The organism is Streptomyces sp. NPDC047117, assembly GCF_040643545.1.
Lineage (GTDB): Bacteria > Actinomycetota > Actinomycetes > Streptomycetales > Streptomycetaceae > Streptomyces.
In genome coordinates, this window is the sequence record NZ_JBEYUN010000004.1 from 463,412 (window position 1) to 479,652 (window position 16,241).

The window sequence follows — 16,241 nt, forward strand, 5'->3', positions numbered from 1 at the left end:
AGCCCACCCTTCGCGCGAACCACACCCCCCGGCATGGCAGTCTTAGACCTGCGCAATGCCGTATCGGTGTAGTGAACAGACAAGAGTTCGGGCAAGGAGCGGGCACAGTGCAGCGCTGGCGTGGCTTGGAGGACATCCCCGAGGGCTGGGGGCGCAGCGTCGTCACCATCGGCTCCTACGACGGCGTGCACCGCGGGCACCAGCTGATCCTGGGCAAGGCCGTGGCGCGCGCCCGGGAGCTGGGCGTACCGGCCGTGGTGGTCACCTTCGACCCGCACCCCAGCGAGGTGGTCCGGCCCGGCACGCACCCGCCGCTGCTCGCGCCGCACCACCGGCGGGCCGAGCTGATGGCCGAACTGGGCGTGGACGCCGTGCTGATCCTCCCTTTCACGAAGGAGTTCTCGAAGCTGGCGCCCGCCGACTTCGTGGTGAAGGTGCTGGTCGACAAGTTGCACGCCAAGCTCGTCGTGGAGGGCCCCAACTTCCGCTTCGGGCACAAGGCCGCGGGCAACGTCGAGACCCTGGCCGAGCTCGGCCGGACCTACGACTACGACGTGGAGGTCATCGACCTCTTCGAGCGGGGCGAGGCGGGCGGCGGCGAGCCGTTCTCCTCCACGCTCACCCGCCGGCTGGTCGCGGCCGGTGACATGGCCGGCGCCGCCGAGGTGCTGGGGCGCCCGCACCGCGTCGAGGGCATCGTCGTACGCGGCGCCCAGCGCGGTCGCGAACTGGGTTTCCCGACCGCCAACGTCGAGACCCTGCCGCACACCGCCATCCCCGCCGACGGCGTGTACGCGGGCCATCTCCACGTCGAGGGCGAGGCGATGCCCGCCGCGATCTCGGTCGGCACCAACCCGCAGTTCGACGGCAAGATCCGCACGGTCGAGGCGTACGCCATCGACCGCGTCGGGCTCGACCTGTACGGCCTGCACGTCGCCGTGGACTTCGTCGCGTACATCCGCGGCCAGGAGAAGTTCGACACCCTCGACGCGCTGCTGGAGCGGATGGCCCTGGACGTCAAACAGGCCCGCGCGCTGGTGAGCCAGGACCCGCCCACCGCGTCCTGAGACCTCTGGCCAAGAACGCGTGAACCCCCTTGCTCAGCAAGGGGGTTCACGCGTTCTTCACGCGCTCTGCCGTACGCCGCGGCTACTGCCGGCTACTGCTGCTGCGGGGGCTGCTGCCACGCCGGCTGCGGCCCGGGCTGCCCCGGCTGTCCCTGCGGAGCGGACTGCGGGGGCTGACCCTGCTGGGGCGGCTGCTGGGGGTAGCCGTAGCCGTACGGCCCGCCGGACTGCGGGTTCTGCGGCGGCTGTTGCTGCGGCGGGTACTGCTGCGGGGGCTGCTGCTGCCACCCCGGCTGCGGCCCGGGCTGTCCGGGCTGACCGGGGTACTGACCCGGCCGGCCAGGCTGTCCCGGCTGGCCGGGGTACTGGCCGGGCTGCCCCGGCTGGCCGGGGTGGTGGCCCGGCTGCGGCTGGCCCGGGGCCGCCTGGCCCGGTCCCTGCTGGTACCCGCCCGGCATCGGCGGCGCCGCGTTCGGGGGCTGGGTGCCGCCCTGCTGCTGGGTCCACAGCCCCTGCGCCTGCTGCGCCCGCGAGAAGTCCTCGGCCACCATCGCCGAGAGGTTGAAGTACGCCTCACGGGTCCGCGGCCGCATCATGTCGAGGTCGACCTCGGCACCCGCCGACAGGTGCTCGTCGAACGGTACGACGACCACGCCGCGGCAGCGCGTCTCGAAGTGCGACACGATGTCCTCGACCTTGATCATCTTTCCGGTCTCGCGCACCCCGGAGATCACCGTGATGCTGCGCGAGACGAGGTCGGCGTAGCCGTGCGCCGAGAGCCAGTCCAGCGTCGTACTGGCGCTGCTCGCACCGTCCACCGACGGCGTGGAGATGATGATGAGCTGGTCGGCGAGGTCCAGCACGCCGCGCATCGCGCTGTAGAGCAGGCCCGTACCGGAGTCCGTCAGGATGATCGGGTACTGCTGGCCCAGGATGTCGATGACGCGGCGGTAGTCCTCGTCGTTGAAGGTCGTCGAGACGGCCGGGTCGACGTCGTTGGCCAGGATCTCCAGTCCGGACGGCGCCTGGGACGTGAACCGCCGGATGTCCATGTAGTTGTTGAGGTACGGGATCGCGGTCACCAGGTCGCGAATGGTCGCCCCGGTCTCGCGGCGCACGCGGCGCCCGAGGGTGCCGGCGTCCGGGTTGGCGTCGATCGCGATGACCTTGTCCTGCCGCTCGGTCGCCAGCGTGGCACCGAGCGCGGTGGTGGTCGTGGTCTTGCCCACGCCGCCCTTGAGGCTGATCACCGCGATGCGGTAGCAGGAGAGTACGGGCGTACGGATCAGCTCCAGCTTGCGCGCCCGCTCGGCCTCCTCCTTCTTGCCGCCGATCTTGAACCGCGAGTTGCCGGGCTGGTTGGCCCCGGGCTTCCGTGCCTTCTGCTTGCCCTTGATCAGCCGTTCCGAGGACAGCTCCACGGCAGCGGTGTACCCGAGCGGCGCCCCGGCCGGACCGTGACCGCCCTGCTGCTGTCCCTGTCCCGGCTGCTGTCCCTGGCCCTGGGCCGGCCAGCCACCCGAACGCGGGTCGCCACCCTGCTGAGGGGCCCCCTGCGCACCGGGGTACCCCTGCGGCCCCGCCTGCTGCCCCTGCTGCCCGTGCGGCGGCTGCCCGGGCACAGCGGCCTGACCAGGCACACCGCCCTGACCGGGACCACCGGGCTGGCCGGGGCCTCCGGGCTGACCGTACGGGTTGGGCCGGCCATTCGGCTGCGCGCCGGGCGGACCCTGCTGGGGGTGGGGCTGACCGGGCTGACCCGGCTGACCCGGCTGACCCGGCTGACCCGGCTGTCCGGGCTGGCCCTGCGCGGGCGGCTGCGGATATCCGTAACCGGACTGCTGCGGGTATCCGTACCCCGACTGCGGCCCGGGAGCACCGGGCACACCACCGGGCTGCCCGCCCTGCTGGCCGTGCGGCTGCCCGGGCTGCCCCTGCGGCTGTCCTGCCGGCCCCTGCGACTGCGCGCCGGGCTGCCCCGGCTGGGCGGCATTCGGCTGCCCGGGCTGACCAGGCTGGCCGTGCTGAGCGTGGGGCTGCCCCGGCTGGCCGGGCTGCGGGCCCGGCTGCGCGCCCGGACCGGCGGCACCGGGAGTCTGCCCGCCCTGCCCCGTGGCGGGGTAGCCGTAACCCCCCTGACCGCCCGGCTGCCCCTGAGCCGGGTAACCGTAGCCGCCCTGCTGGGCCGGCTGACCGGGCTGAGCCTGCGCCGGGTAGCCGTAACCACCCTGCTGCGCGGCCTGATTCGGAAGGGGCACCTGGTTCGGAACGGCGGCCTGAGGCGGTACACCAGGAGCCGCGGCCCCCGACGCGGGCCCCGCTGCAGGCTGGCCGCCAGGCCCGGCCTGCTGCCCCGGCACGGCCCCGGATGCCGGCGGGAAGCCATACCCACCCTGGCCCTGGTCCTGACCCTGCCCCTGAGCCTGGTCCTGACCCTGCGAGGGCCATGCACCGGCCGACGGCGTACCGGCCGACGGCGCACCGGACCCCGCGGGCGTGTCGGGCGTGCTCTGCGCCTGCGCCTGCGGGTCGGCGGGCTGGAACTCCGGCGGAAGCGGCGGCAACGAAGCCGCGGGTCCCTGCGGCGCGCCCGGCGACCACGCCGAGGCCGACGGCGCACCGTGCGGCGGCGTCGGAGGCGCAGCGTCCTCACTCAACGGCTCGGGCTGCCCGACACCCCCCTCACGACCACCGGCACCAGCACCAGCGGCACCGCCACCCTGCTCGCCCCCGGCAGCCCCCTCGGCCGAAGTCTCCTTCTCCCCGCCCTGCAAGCCACTACCGACACTCGCCGCACCGGAGCCTTCCGCTCCCGCCGTACCGGCAGCCGCCCCATCGTCCGGGCCCCCGCCCGAACTCGCGGCCTCATCGCTGCCCGTCCCACGGCTCCCCGACTCACTCACCGGAGCCGGAGCCGGCGCCGGTGCCGGAGCCGACTCAGGCATCGACGGCGTCACCACCGGAGGAAACAGCGGCTCACCCAGCGGCGGCGGAGGCGGCGGCACCGCACCGGCACCGGCCCCAGACCCAGTACTGGCCCCAGCCCCGGCACCGCTCCCGGCGCCCGCCCCCGAATCCGAGTTCTGCGTGTACCAAGCAGGCGGGGTGTAGTCGATGGTGAACTCACCCGTCATTTCGGGATCCGCGTCGGACTGATCCTCGCCGGGGGTGATGCCGCCCGTGCGGATCTCGTCCCGATCGCTGCTCACTACGCCTCCTGCTGTGGTCTGGTACCTCTGAATCCCGCGACGCGACACCGTTGATACGCATCGCCGACACGCCTGCGCCGCATCGCCGGATCCCCCTGACACGCCGGGCGTTCCCGTGGGGTCCCCTGTCGCTCGGACCCAAGCCTAAACGCCACCGCCGACAGCCCGGCAGGCCCGTCTTTGCCCGATACCTGTCTGTTGCCTCAGATTACGCACGTCCCCCGCACGCCATCACCACGAAGAAAACAACGAGCCGCCCCCCGAAAAAACACTGGTCCCTAATCCCTCACGAACACCAATCACCCCAACTGCCTCAACTCTCGCAACAACCCCAAAAACCGCACACCATGCGCGCTTCACCCACACGCACGGTCAAACTCACTACTGAGTCAGGCCACGGGGCACCGGCCACCGGACCGCCGGCCATAGAGCAGCCGGTTCACCGGCTACTGGCCCCCGCCCGACGGCTCGTCCCTGCCTCAGTCGACCCGCCGAGGATTCCCCAGCAGCCCCATCTCAGCCTCCGTCGGGTGGGTCATCACGTACTGCCGCGCCTGATTGTCGCCGCACCACAGGGTGACCCCGTCGCCGATCGTCGACAGGGCGGAGACATCCGTCTGTGACAGCCCCAGAATGCGCGCGGCCTGCGTGGCCTCGTCCGGAGAGATCCGCTGGAGGCCGACAAGTCCGGCCGCGTTCATCAGCCGGGGAGCCACCGGGCTCATGTAGGGCAGCAGCGTCAGGACCGACTGCCAGGGCGCCGAGGAGACCCGCCCGCGCGGCGGCCGCATGCCGCAGTCCCGTACGACGAGCACCGGGCTGCCGACGGTCGCACCCATCGGCGGCACCCGCCCCACATCGTGCAGCGTCAGGCATTCCTGGCCCGCCCCCGCCGCATGGGCCACGTTCGTCCACATCTGAGGCCGGCCCGTCTCGACGGCAACGCGCGCCCCTGTACCCGCCGCCCGCAGCGCGATGGCCTGCGCCGTCCACAACCCGCCGACCAACAGCACATCGAAGGGTGCTGGGTGGTACAGGCCCAACACAGCCGGACGGTTCTCCGCGTCATGCCCCACCATCAGGCCGTCGTCTCCGAGCGGCAGTGTCAGCGCGCCCAGGTCGTCGACCGGCAGCACATGCCGCTCCCGCCGCGGACCGTACAGACCCCGCAGGGCCGAAGTCGCCGAGGCCATCAGCGCGCACCTCCCAGCGGCAGCGTCGCCACCGCACCGGGCAGCTGCTCCCGGTCCAGCCGGACCAGTCCCAGCTTCGCCTCGCGCGCCGCAGCCTCCAACTGGTGCCGTGCCCGCGAGAGTTCGGCGTCCGAGCGCCCGGTCAGCCGTACGTGCCCACTGACGCCGGCCGCGCCGTGCCGGTCGCCGGCCGTCACCGTCAGGCTGAACGTCGAGGCCAGCGTCGGCGCGGAGGTCAGCGCCGACACCAGACGCGGCAGCGGCGTCGCCGAGCGGCCGAGCTCGGGCCAGCGCCCGACCCCGTACGTCGTGTGCAGCCGGTCGTCGCACTTCCACACCCGCGAGGTCTCCTGCGTACGGCGCGCTGACGCGGCATCGGGCAGACCGGCCCGCGCGGTCGCGACCGGGTTGGCGCAGGCGGAGGTCGCCAGCGCAGCCACCAGCTCCTGCTCGTCCAGGACCGTGGCCAGAAAGCCCGCCCCCGTGAGCCGGCTCGCCAAATGGTCGGTGGCACGCGTCAGACACCGCTGGGCGCCCGCCAGTCCGCCACCCCGCGCCTCGACCGCCTCCCGGCACAGCTCGGGATCGAACTTCAACGCCACCCACATCAACCGCAGCGCGGGCGCCCCCGTCTGCTGCTGCAGCGGCAGATAGCTCTGCCGGGCCATCGCATGCTCAGGCAGATGCGGCGCCGGCGCAGGCTGCACATGCTGCACCACCTGTACGGACTCCAACCGGATCCCGTCGACGTCCAGAGCGTCGTGCAGCAAGGTCATCGGCAACGCCCGGGCGCCACCCGGCGGCCGCAACGCACTTCCCTTGGCCTCGACCCGCACCACAGCCGTCAGGAACGTCCCGTCCCCGACCATCCCGACCGTCCGCCGGTCCCGGTCCAGATACCCGTACGTCCGCAACCCGGGCACCGCCTCGGCAGCCGGCGCCAGGCTCGGATCGACACCCGGACCGAGCGGCACGGCAGCACTCCTCCGCGCCCGCAACGCAAGCACGGTAGCCAGCCAGTCCCGCACCGAAAGCCGCCGCCGACGCAACACCGCCAGCAGCACGAGTGCCACGGCAATCACGATGCCTGGCACCAGCAACAACATGTCCACTGCAGCGGTCACCAGCACCACGGCCAGCGCAAGCTCGATCAGCACCAACTGCTGCAGCTGTACCGGCCCGATGCGGTTGGTGCGGTGCTCGGTCCGCACGACCGTCGATGCGGGGGCGAGGGGGCGGGTGCCTGAGGGGGTGGTGGTTGCGTTGCGGCCGGCTGCGCGCCGCCCGCGGTCGCGGCGTCCGCGATCACCGCGGCGATCCGCCGAGGAGTGAACCCGTGTCGCCGTTCCCATCCCCCGCCAGCCCCCTAGTGTCCGCGTTTGTCCCCTTCGCAGAAGGGCCGTGAATCAGGGCGACCACCCTACTACTCGAGCAGCACTTCAGAATCACTCATCACTACTCACTACTGCCGTCCCATCTGGGCGAGTTGGCTGTGTGTACTGCTGGGCAGCCCCGGTGGTGTCAACTCGGTGACCCTGCGGAAGCGACCCCATGGGCGAGTACGCGCCATGATTCGGCATAGTGGGTTCCTCTCGGTGTCACGCGTCGCATCGAGTCGGGGAATCAACGGGGCACTTGGCGCAGTGGGGAGAAACGGGCGGACATGGCATCACGGCGGGACGAGCTCAACGCCTACACCTTTGCGAAGAGGCGGCTGGTCGCGTCGTTCCTCCAGCCGTCACCCAGTGGCACGGAGGAGGGCGCGCCGCGTCCGCTGCAGGCCGTCGTTCCCGGTGTGATCGTGGCCGCGCTCCTGGTCGCGGGATTCGGTGCGTGGGGGATGTTCAAGCCCACGGCCCCGCAGGGCTGGGACGAGCCCGCGTCAAAAGTCATCGTCGGCAGCGACTCGACCACGCGCTACGTCGTGCTGAAGACCGGCAAACACAAGATGCTCCACCCCGTGCTCAACCTTGCCTCCGCGCGGCTGATGCTCAAGACGGACGACTTCAAGGTCGTCAACGTGGACGACAAGGTCCTCGATGACGGCAAGATTCCGCGCGGCCCGACGCTGGGCATTCCTTACGCTCCGGACCGGCTGCCCACTTCGGAGGAAGCGAAGAAGGCGAAGCGCTGGGCCGTGTGCGAGCAGCAGGGGCAGGGCGGCCGGGACGTCCAGAAGGCCACGTTCGTCTTCGCCGACAAGGAGGCGAACGAGGTCGAAGGGGCGCAGCGGCTGCACGGCGGTGACGTGATGTACGTCCGGGGGCCGGGCCGGAAGCTGTACATGGTGGACGCGTCGGGCACGAAGTACCCGCTCGACCCGAACGAAGGGCTCCTGCGGTCCGCGGTCGGCAGCGGCGAACCCCAACAGGTCAGCAACGAGTGGCTCGCCACTCTCAAGACTGGCGACGGCATCCACTTCCCCACGGTGACGGGCGCCGGTGCACCTGCGGATGTGCCGGGGAGCCTGGAGAGCGACGCCAAGAGGGTGGGCATGGTGCTGCAGGCCCCCGAGTCGGGCAGCGGCGCATGGCATCACTACGTCGTTCTGAAGGACCGCGTCGCACCGATCTCGGACTTCATGGCCCAGCTGCTGCTCGCCAGTGAGGGCAACCTCGGGCAGAACAACGTCGCCAAGAAGGTCACTGCGGGCTCCTTCACCAGAAGCGGTGAGGAGTTCGGTGGCCATCTCAAGTGGCCCGACCACTCCACGAAGCGGGTCAACTACACGGACGGCACGCAGGGCGGCCGCGACACGGTGTGCAACGTGCTGCGCAAGGTCGACGGCAAGAACAACACCACACTCAGCACCTGGGCGGGCACCGCCTACCCCCACAAGATCGCGGACGAGACGGCGAGCACGTATGTGACGCCGGGCTCCGGGCTGCTCTTCCGCCAGGTCCAGGGGCACCAGACCAAGACCGGCCTGGTTTTCCTCCTCACCGACTCCGGGCTGCGGTACGGCGTGCAGAGCAACAGCGACAGCGGCACCGACAAGTCCAGGGTCGGCTCGGACGGCAAGAAGGCCTCGGAGAAGACGCAGGAGCAGCAGGTACTGCAGACGCAGAAGCGGCTGGGCTACGAGGGCGTCACGCCGGTACCGGTACCGGCGGAGTGGTCGCAGTTCCTCTCCACTGGCCCGCGGCTGGACGTCAACAGCGCCCGCCAGCCGCAGGGTTCGTAGGGCCACGAGGCAGAGGAGACGGACGAACATGCCCCGACAGGCCCTCCTGACGCGCTGGCTGACCGTACTGGCGGCCACTGCCCTGACGACCGCAGGTACCGCGCTTGCGGCTCCCGCCGCGAGCGCCGCGGACAGCACCCAGTGCACCTTTCCCTCCAAGGCGAAGATCAAGGGCCTTCCCTGGTCCTTGCAGCGCGTCCAGCTCGATCAGCTGTGGGCGGAGACCAAGGGCGCGGGCCAGCGGATCGCCGTGATCGACACCGGGGTCGACAACACCAACAAGCAGCTCAGGGGAGCCGTCGACACGACCAGAGGCGCCAACGTCCTGCCGAGGAAACTCAAGAAGGACCAGTACGGGGAGGCATCCCCGCGCGGCAAGGAGAACGGCACCACGGACACCGTCGGCCATGGCACCAAGGTCGCCGGCATCATCGCCGCCCGCCCGATCGAGGGAAACCAGTTCGTCGGCATCGCTCCCGAGGCGACGATCATCCCGATCAAGCAGAACGACGACAAGGGCAGCGGTACCGCGCGTGACCTCGCGCGCGCCATCCACCACGCGGTCAAGGTGGGCGCCGACGTCATCAACATCTCCCAGGACACGGAGGAGGCGCTGCCGGACGACAATGTCCTCCACGACGCGATCAACGAGGCCCTGCGCCACGAGATCGTGGTGGTCGCCTCGGCCGGCAACGACGGCCTCGGCGGGAACGTCAAGAAGACATACCCCGCCGCCTACGAGGGTGTGCTGGCCGTGGCCTCCTCCGACCGCAACAACGAACGCGCGGTCTTCTCCCAGTCGGGAGACTTCGTCGGGGTTGCGGCGCCGGGCGTCGACATGGTCTCCACCGTTCCCAAGGGCGGCCTCTGCGTGGACAACGGGACCAGTTTCTCCGCGCCGTACGTCGCCGGCGTCGCCGCGCTGGTGCGGGCGGCGCACAAGGACTGGGGCCGGCAACGTGTGGTGACGCAGATAGAACAGACGGCGGAGCGCTCCATCCCAGGGCGCGACAACCACGTCGGCTGGGGCGTCGTCGACCCGGTGCGCGCCGTGACGGAGGAGGGGGGACCTACCGACCACCCCGTCGAGCAGGGCGGCGTCAACAAGGGGGCTGTGCCCGACGTGCCACCGCTTCCGGAGGGCGAGACCGCACAGCAGCGCAACGAACGCCTCGGCACCTATGCCGTCGTGGGCGGAGGCCTGCTGGTGGCCGTTGTCGCCGGATCCTCACTCGTCTACCGGGACTGGCGCCGGCGTCGCCCGACCGGGTGACGCCTCGGTCCGCTCATCACATGTTGTGACGATGTTGGGTTCGCTGCGCGACCGGGATGTCAGTGGGGGATGAGACGGTGGTCATCAGTGGGGGAGTGTGCCGGGTGTGACAGTCGGCCTGTGTGATACGCGGCTGTGTCGACCGAGCGAATTAGCTAATGTTGCATCAGACGCCTCAAGCGTCACGTAGAACGTAACGGGGGAAGGGGGAGAGGGCCGTGGGAGTTCCGGAATCGGAGCTCGGGAGCGCGCCTCAACCGTTGTCAGCAGCGGGTCAGGACGCGCGGTCGCACGTCAAGCTCGGGCCGGGTGAGCTGCGCTCCCTCAAGAAGAAGGTGGACGGGGCGCTGCGGAAGCTCGAGTCCTCCGCCGGGTCGAAGGAAAAGCTTCGCCAAGAGATCATCCCCGCCGCATCGTTCGGCGCGAGCTCCTTCGGTGAAGCCGCGGACCTCAGCCGCATGTACGAGCGGGTGCACACGCACCTGACGAACCTCTCGCAGACGCTCGGCGACCAGATCGAGGCGATGGGGATCGCCGTGCTCGGGACGCAGCACGGCTTCGAGACGATCGACGATGACCAGAAGCGTCGCTACCACGAGATCCAGACGCGGACGCAGGACCGGTACGACGAGCACCACGCGAAGCCGAGCGACGAGCGCGACGAGCGCAAGCACACCGAGCTGTGATCGGGAGGGGGACGGACGATGGGTGACGAAGGTACGTCACGTGAGACCCGGGTCGACTACCAGGCCACGTTGGCCCAGGCGCGGCAGGGCCTGCGCGCCGCTTCCGGGTTGGCGCCGATCTACATGCCCGCTCTCACCAGGTTCGGCGGCACGAACTTCGAGAATCACGAGCTCAACGACATGCTCGACATGATCGAATCCGCCAAGCCGAGCGACCTGGAACACACCGGTGACGCCCTCGTCGATGCCGCAAAGGCGATCACGGAAGTCGGCGAGGAGCTGAAGAAGTACGCCGACAACGCCGATTGGGACGGCGAGTCCGGCGAGGCCATGCGTAAGTGGACCGACAACCTCAGCAAGAACACGCTGAAGCTCGCCACGTACACCAAGACCGCCGGTAAGCAGCTGAAGAATGCTGGCGAGGGCCTGGCAACGGTCAAGAAGTCCATGCCGAAGCGGGATGCGGACGGCGGCTTCGCCGAGGCGGTCAAGGACATCCCGACCCCGGCCCGCGTCGACACCAACCCGGCCTACGCCAAGGCGAAGAAGCGTGAGGGCGACCGGCAGGAAGCCATCACCCAGATGAACAAGCTCAGCTCCTACTACATCGTGTCCCACGACACGATGGCCACGCAGGAGGAGCCGGTGTTCAAGCCAATGCCGGATGTGGGGGTGCCGGCTCCGCCGCGCGACTGGGTTGGACCTGGGGAAGGGAGCGGTGAGGCTATCGGCGCAGGGCGGAGCGTGCACGGGCCGGTTGCTGCAGGCCCGCATGTGGAGAGCCACAGGTCTGCACCTTCGATGCCGCATCACTCCACCGTTGTCCCGGAAGACAAGGTGGGGACCGGTCTCGACAGCGTGACCATGCCGCACCCGCCTGCGGACTCGCACACACAGGTGCCGACCACACTTCCGAACTCTCCGAACCCCAGCGTGAACCAGGGAACTCCTCCTGCGCCTGGGCCCATCAGCACCGGTCCGATGCCCCGAGGTACAGCGAAGCTGCCGGGCCTTTCTGGGCCCCCGCGGCCCAACGGTCCGGTGCCGGGCGGTGGCACGGCTCGCACGAATCCCATGGGACCGGGCGCCATGCGTCCGGGCACCCCCGGGCAGCCTGGCGCCCCCGGCCGACCTGGGCCCGTGGGGCAGCCTGGTACGACCGGTCGGCCGAGCGGGGTGAGCCCCAGGGCCATCGGCCGCCCCGGCGGCACGGTCATCGGCCCTGGCAGCAATGGGGCGCGTTCAGGCTCTGGTGCAATGCCGCGCGGCAGCCGTAACGGCATCGTCGGCGGCACGCCCAGTACCCCCGGACGTACGCCCACCTCGTCGCCGGGTGCACGAGCGGTCAACCCTGGCGGTGAGCACGGTGCGACCACGGGCCGCGGCGTCATCGGGTCGGGTGCGAAGCCCTCGACGGGATCGGCTGCGGACAGAGCCGCATCGGCCCGCAGGCTCGCCGCCAACCAGGGCGGCGTCGTCGGAACCCCGCGCTCGGAAGCCGGGGCGTCGGGCCGTGGCCAGCGCGGTTTCACCCAGGGCGGCACAGGGTTGGTGCGCAACACCGGAGGAGAGGATCACCCTGCGGGTGCGCCTCGCGCAGGTGGCGGCGGGACACCGCAGGCCCGGGGCGAGTCCCAGAAGGAAGGCCGCCGGTCGGGACAGCCGACCGAAGACGAAGAGACGTGGAATACAGGGCGGCGGCGTAATACTGCTCCGCCGGTCATCGAGTGACTCAGGTGAGGCGAGGAATGACGGCTGGCGAGAACCGGACGACGATGCCTAGGAATACACGGAGGCCGCGTCGTCGCGCGCTCCCCGTCCTGGCGGCAACGGGCGCCTGGGCGGTGTGCCTCATGGGCGCGGCTCCGGCCGCCGTCGCGGAGGACGTCCAGTCGAAGCAGTGGTACTTGGACGCCATGCAGGCCGAGCAGATGTGGAAGGTCAGCAAGGGCGAGGGAATCAAGGTTGCTGTCGTCGACTCCGGAGTAAATGCGTCGGCACCTTCCTTGCGTGGCCAAGTCCTCGCGGGCAAAGATTTTGCGGCGGAAGCCGGGGACGCGCATGACGATTACAACGGTCATGGCACCACCATGGCTGAACTGATTGCGGGCACCGGGAAGGGCGGGGGGCTCAAAGGCCTGGCTCCGGGGGCCAAGATTCTCCCCGTCCGCACTTCGCTTGCCAACGGCAAGGAAGGCAAGTACGACACGGCGGACAAGGCTGTTCGAGCTGCCGCTGACAGCGATGCGCAGATCATCAACATGTCGTTCGGTGGCGAATTCTTCGATGCGGCCCTGAAGGAGGCGATCGAATACGCAGCCGGTAAGGGTAAGCTACTGCTCGCTGGCAGTGGCAATGATGGCGCTGGGAGGAACCGCCCATTCTACCCGGCGGCTTACCCTCAGGTCATAGGTGTGGGCTCTGTGGACCAGCAGGGTGAAGTCTCGAAGTTCTCCGGCCACGGGAATCACGTTTCCGTCGTGGCGCCCGGCTCAGACATCCCTCGCTGGTGCGACAAGAACCTCAAGAACTACTGCGACGGCGACGGCGGGACCAGTGCCGCCACCGCCATCGCCTCCGCCTCCGCAGCGCTCATCTGGTCCAAGCACCAAGACTGGAATGCCAACCAGGTAGCCCGGGTGCTGGTCGGGACGACTGACGGGGTCATGGAGAACCGCAATCCCAGCAAGTATGTCGGATACGGCGCCGTCCGGCCTCGGCTCAATCTCCTTGACGGCAAGGGTGAGCCGGGTAATCCGAAGCAGCCTGCCTTCCTGAGCAACGGCGATTTCGACACATCGAAGGCCGCGTACGCGGAATCCGCAGCCAAGCCCGGAAAGGCCGACGCCGGCTCACAGGGCGAGACGGCGAAGGCCGCTTCCGGCGGCAACAGCACGCTCTGGACGAGCCTCGGTATCGCTGCCGCGGTGATCGTCCTCGGGGGCGGCGCGTTCGCGTTCCTGCGGGCGCGCCGAGGATGACACCTCATCCGCAGTGTCCCTGACCACCATGTACAGCAACAGTAAAAGGGAAGGACGACATGGCCGGGCAGAAGCTTTCCGATGCCGAACTCGCCAAGCTCGAGCAGCAACTGAACGAGAAGGCCGAATCCATCAGAAAGCACGTACACAAGCTCAACCGGGCGCTCGACAGCGTCGAAGGCCGCTGGAAGGGCATCGGCGCCGCCGGATTCAACGCGACGCAGACCGACCTCAACCAGAAGCTCGCCGCAATGGGTAAGCAGCTGGCCAGGTACGTGGAGGCCATTGAGGCCCACCGCAAGGGGTCGGGGAACACCGACCTCGACGTGGAGCGGGCCATGAAGGGGCAGAACGTGGTCGCCGGGGGCGGCATCGGCCCTGGAGCGTCGAAGCTCGACCTCCTCTGAGCCCAGCCGACCGAAACATCATCAGCGAACGCCTTCTGAGACGTACAGGAAAGAGAGGGTTCCATGCCGGGCCACGACGGCGAAATGCTTATCGACTACAAGAGCCTTGATGCCGCTGCCAGCGATGTCAGGGAGGCCGCCAAGGGTCTCAATGACGACCTGCAGTGGATTCACTCGGCGCTCAAGAATGTCAGCGACATCTGGGACGGCGAGGCCAAGGGTGCGTTCGTAGCGGCGCAGCAGAAGTGGGCCAAGGACACCCAGGAGATCCAGGAGGCCCTGCGCGGGGTTGCCCAGGCGGTCAGCGACGGCCGGGACCGGTACCACGCGGGGGACAAGAAGGGCGCCTCGTTCTTCGACTAGTCACTGCGAAGCCGGGGTGGGCATGCGCGGGAGGTGCCCACCCTCGGCCGCGGGTGTGAACGCGTGCGGGCCGTTACCACGGCATCTGCTGTGGTGACGGCCCTCGCCGTGGGCGCGGCAGCGTACGGTCACCGACCGTCGGCAGAGCCTCAGCCCTCGCAACCGCCCTTGCGCACCGTGACGTCGAGCGTCGTCTTGTGCAGGACCAAGCCGCCGTCGGAGTCGTCGTCGGCGACCGGGTTCTCCACCACCTTGAGGCAGTACGGGTACTGGTCGTCCTCATTGGTGACAGTGAAGAGTTCGCCGTCGTCGGCCTCGGACCGGACCGCAGGCTCGGCCTGGAGTCCCCAGGAAGAGGGACCGAATGCAGGCGCCTGGGCTTTCGACGCTTCGTCGAGGGCGGCGTCGACCTCCATATGGTGGTCGGGATCCATCAGTTCACCGCCCGTGGCCGTCACTGATTCCGACTCCAGTATGTGCACCGCCTTCATCACGGCGGTGCGGACCTCAGCGGCGTCGGTGGTGGAGGCTTCTTCCTCGTACCAGAGGAAAGCACCCAGGCCGAAGAGGAACAGGGCGGCGACGACCGCGCCGAAGCGCTGCATGGCGTAGGCCGTGTCGGACGGTTCGGCCGCCTTGGGATTGCGGTACTTCCACGCCTGGAGCGACCAGTAGACCGAGCGCTGCGGCACACAGGCCAGGAGAAGGAAGACGGCGCCCATCGCCCACATGACGATGACGTAGCTCATGGTGTCGAGGGCCTCTTCTTCTCAGTCGGTCCGGCGGGGCTCATGCGGCACGTCATGACGTCGTGGGAGCGACGCAGCCGTGCTGCTTCGCGGACTGCTTCGCGAATGCCGTGAGCGCCTCCGTTTCGAACGCACGGGACGGGTTCTTCACCGGCGAGCTGCCGCCGGAGACGATCTCGGAAACCGTGTAGAGCGCGCGCTCCGGCGAGTTGGGGCACTGGGCGTGCGCCACCGGCGGCGCGCTCTTGCTCCGGTACTCGGCGTCCTTCAGTACGGATTTCACCTCCGGAATCTCGGCGAAACTCCGGGCGTAGCTGCCGTAGTAGGCAGAGAGCCGATAGCCCGGACGCTTTCCGTCGGGGGAGGCGAGGACACAGTCCTCGATGGGGGCTTTGCCACTGGCCTCGGTCTCCCAGGCACGGGGGAGGCCCCGCTTCTCGGCCGAGGCCGCGAGCGGCTCGATCGCCGCACAGGTTCCGTCGGCCGCGGACAGCGCGACCGGAGCCGTGCTCGGAGCGGCCGGGAGGCGCGGTACGGCACCCGCCGGCCGGTAGTCACAGCCGAATACGTCGGCTGCCTTCTCGGCGATGCCGACCGTGGCACGCGCGAAGGCGGTACGGGCCGCGGAGTCCTCCGTGGTGTCGCCGGGGCGAGCCATCCGGGCATTGACCGCCAGGCCCTCCCCGTCCTTGTTGCGGCACTGGAGTGTGACGGATGCCCTGGCCATTCCCTCCTCGGACGTCAGGACGCCCGGCCAGGAGCCGAGGGGAGTCACCTCTGCCGTATGCGTGGCCAGGGAGGTGCGCCCCAGGGAGGTGGCCACCCCGCCGTTCCGGCTGCTCCACCGGGCCTCCACCTCCATGGAAGCGCTGCCGCCCCGGGCGGCCATGCTGCAGGACGCCAGCGCTCCCTCACCCGGCGCCGTTCCGTCGTCAACGGAGACGGTGCCGCTTCCGAGCGCCGCCCGCACGCCGTCCTCGTCCACCGCGCCCTTGCACGCGCTGGAAAGGTCGCTGTCGTCGCGCCACTTCTGCAGAGTGCCGGTGAAGTACAGCACGCCGGCGAGAAGCACCAGGACCCCCACTGCCGCTCCGGCGATCGTCGTCAGCCTGCGACGGCCTGCTTGCAT

Annotated in this window: 13 protein-coding genes and 1 pseudogene; 8 read left to right on the forward strand and 6 right to left on the reverse strand. The window is 69.7% G+C overall.

Features of this window, described 5'->3' with window-relative positions; genetic code table 11:
* Positions 1-107 precede the first annotated feature (107 nt).
* The gene (locus ABZ840_RS10610) at positions 108-1,067 is read left to right on the forward strand and encodes a bifunctional riboflavin kinase/FAD synthetase (RefSeq protein WP_361556463.1); all 960 of its coding nucleotides are present in this window, start codon (positions 108-110) and stop codon (positions 1,065-1,067) included.
* A 92-nt stretch (positions 1,068-1,159) separates the two neighbouring features.
* On the opposite strand, the gene ABZ840_RS10615 is transcribed toward ABZ840_RS10610, so the two are convergent.
* The 4 genes and pseudogenes from ABZ840_RS10615 to eccE form a co-directional block, all read right to left on the reverse strand.
* Positions 1,160-2,689, reverse strand: coding sequence for an AAA family ATPase (locus tag ABZ840_RS10615; protein ID WP_361556621.1), 1,530 nt, complete (start codon positions 2,687-2,689; stop codon positions 1,160-1,162).
* A 1,464-nt stretch (positions 2,690-4,153) separates the two neighbouring features.
* Positions 4,154-4,378, reverse strand: a pseudogene (locus tag ABZ840_RS10620) (SCO5717 family growth-regulating ATPase); the annotation flags it as partial.
* Positions 4,379-4,755: 377 nt separating this feature from the next.
* Entirely contained in the window at positions 4,756-5,469 is a 714-nt protein-coding gene (locus tag ABZ840_RS10625; protein WP_361556466.1) for a hypothetical protein, read from the reverse strand.
* Entirely contained in the window at positions 5,469-6,821 is a 1,353-nt protein-coding gene (gene eccE, locus ABZ840_RS10630; RefSeq protein WP_361556469.1) for a type VII secretion protein EccE, read from the reverse strand. The genes ABZ840_RS10625 and eccE overlap by 1 nt, the downstream gene beginning before the upstream one ends.
* A 311-nt stretch (positions 6,822-7,132) precedes the next feature.
* Here eccE and eccB point away from each other — a divergent pair, with 311 nt between their 5' ends.
* From eccB to ABZ840_RS10665, 7 genes are all read left to right on the forward strand, one after another.
* A complete protein-coding gene (gene eccB, locus ABZ840_RS10635; RefSeq protein WP_361556472.1) occupies positions 7,133-8,653 on the forward strand; it encodes a type VII secretion protein EccB in 1,521 nt (506 codons plus the stop codon).
* 28 nt (positions 8,654-8,681) lie between these two features.
* Positions 8,682-9,926, forward strand: a complete 1,245-nt coding sequence (mycP, locus tag ABZ840_RS10640; protein WP_361556475.1) for a type VII secretion-associated serine protease mycosin — start codon at positions 8,682-8,684, stop codon at positions 9,924-9,926.
* Between the two features lie 260 nt (positions 9,927-10,186).
* The gene (locus ABZ840_RS10645) at positions 10,187-10,612 is read left to right on the forward strand and encodes a hypothetical protein (RefSeq protein WP_361556478.1); all 426 of its coding nucleotides are present in this window, start codon (positions 10,187-10,189) and stop codon (positions 10,610-10,612) included.
* Between the two features lie 18 nt (positions 10,613-10,630).
* Entirely contained in the window at positions 10,631-12,343 is a 1,713-nt protein-coding gene (locus ABZ840_RS10650; protein WP_361556481.1) for a hypothetical protein, read from the forward strand.
* 122 nt (positions 12,344-12,465) lie between these two features.
* Positions 12,466-13,593, forward strand: coding sequence for a S8 family serine peptidase (locus tag ABZ840_RS10655; RefSeq protein ID WP_361556484.1), 1,128 nt, complete (start codon positions 12,466-12,468; stop codon positions 13,591-13,593).
* Positions 13,594-13,652: 59 nt separating this feature from the next.
* The gene (locus ABZ840_RS10660; protein ID WP_361556487.1) at positions 13,653-14,000 is read left to right on the forward strand and encodes a WXG100 family type VII secretion target; all 348 of its coding nucleotides are present in this window, start codon (positions 13,653-13,655) and stop codon (positions 13,998-14,000) included.
* Positions 14,001-14,063: 63 nt separating this feature from the next.
* Entirely contained in the window at positions 14,064-14,363 is a 300-nt protein-coding gene (locus tag ABZ840_RS10665) for a WXG100 family type VII secretion target (protein ID WP_361556490.1), read from the forward strand.
* Positions 14,364-14,512: 149 nt separating this feature from the next.
* On the opposite strand, the gene ABZ840_RS10670 is transcribed toward ABZ840_RS10665, so the two are convergent.
* Positions 14,513-15,112: a hypothetical protein gene (locus ABZ840_RS10670; protein WP_361556493.1), complete on the reverse strand. Its 600-nt coding sequence runs from the start codon at positions 15,110-15,112 to the stop codon at positions 14,513-14,515.
* A gap of 52 nt (positions 15,113-15,164) precedes the next feature.
* Positions 15,165-16,241 carry a hypothetical protein gene (locus tag ABZ840_RS10675; RefSeq protein ID WP_361556496.1) on the reverse strand — a complete coding sequence of 359 codons (1,077 nt, stop codon included), beginning with the start codon at positions 16,239-16,241 and terminating at the stop codon, positions 15,165-15,167.

Bases quoted from the DNA above. Each gene is read 5' to 3' on its own strand.
- ABZ840_RS10625 (WP_361556466.1), bottom strand. From the start codon at position 5,469: ATGGCCTCGGCGACTTCGGCCCTGCGGGGTCTGTACGGTCCGCGGCGG.
- eccE (WP_361556469.1), bottom strand. From the start codon at position 6,821: ATGGGAACGGCGACACGGGTTCACTCCTCGGCGGATCGCCGCGGTGAT.
- eccB (WP_361556472.1), top strand. From the start codon at position 7,133: ATGGCATCACGGCGGGACGAGCTCAACGCCTACACCTTTGCGAAGAGG.
- mycP (WP_361556475.1), top strand. From the start codon at position 8,682: ATGCCCCGACAGGCCCTCCTGACGCGCTGGCTGACCGTACTGGCGGCC.
- ABZ840_RS10650 (WP_361556481.1), top strand. From the start codon at position 10,631: ATGGGTGACGAAGGTACGTCACGTGAGACCCGGGTCGACTACCAGGCC.
- ABZ840_RS10655 (WP_361556484.1), top strand. From the start codon at position 12,466: ATGGGCGCGGCTCCGGCCGCCGTCGCGGAGGACGTCCAGTCGAAGCAG.
- ABZ840_RS10660 (WP_361556487.1), top strand. From the start codon at position 13,653: ATGGCCGGGCAGAAGCTTTCCGATGCCGAACTCGCCAAGCTCGAGCAG.
- ABZ840_RS10665 (WP_361556490.1), top strand. From the start codon at position 14,064: ATGCCGGGCCACGACGGCGAAATGCTTATCGACTACAAGAGCCTTGAT.
- ABZ840_RS10670 (WP_361556493.1), bottom strand. From the start codon at position 15,112: ATGAGCTACGTCATCGTCATGTGGGCGATGGGCGCCGTCTTCCTTCTC.
- ABZ840_RS10675 (WP_361556496.1), bottom strand. From the start codon at position 16,241: ATGCAAGCAGGCCGTCGCAGGCTGACGACGATCGCCGGAGCGGCAGTG.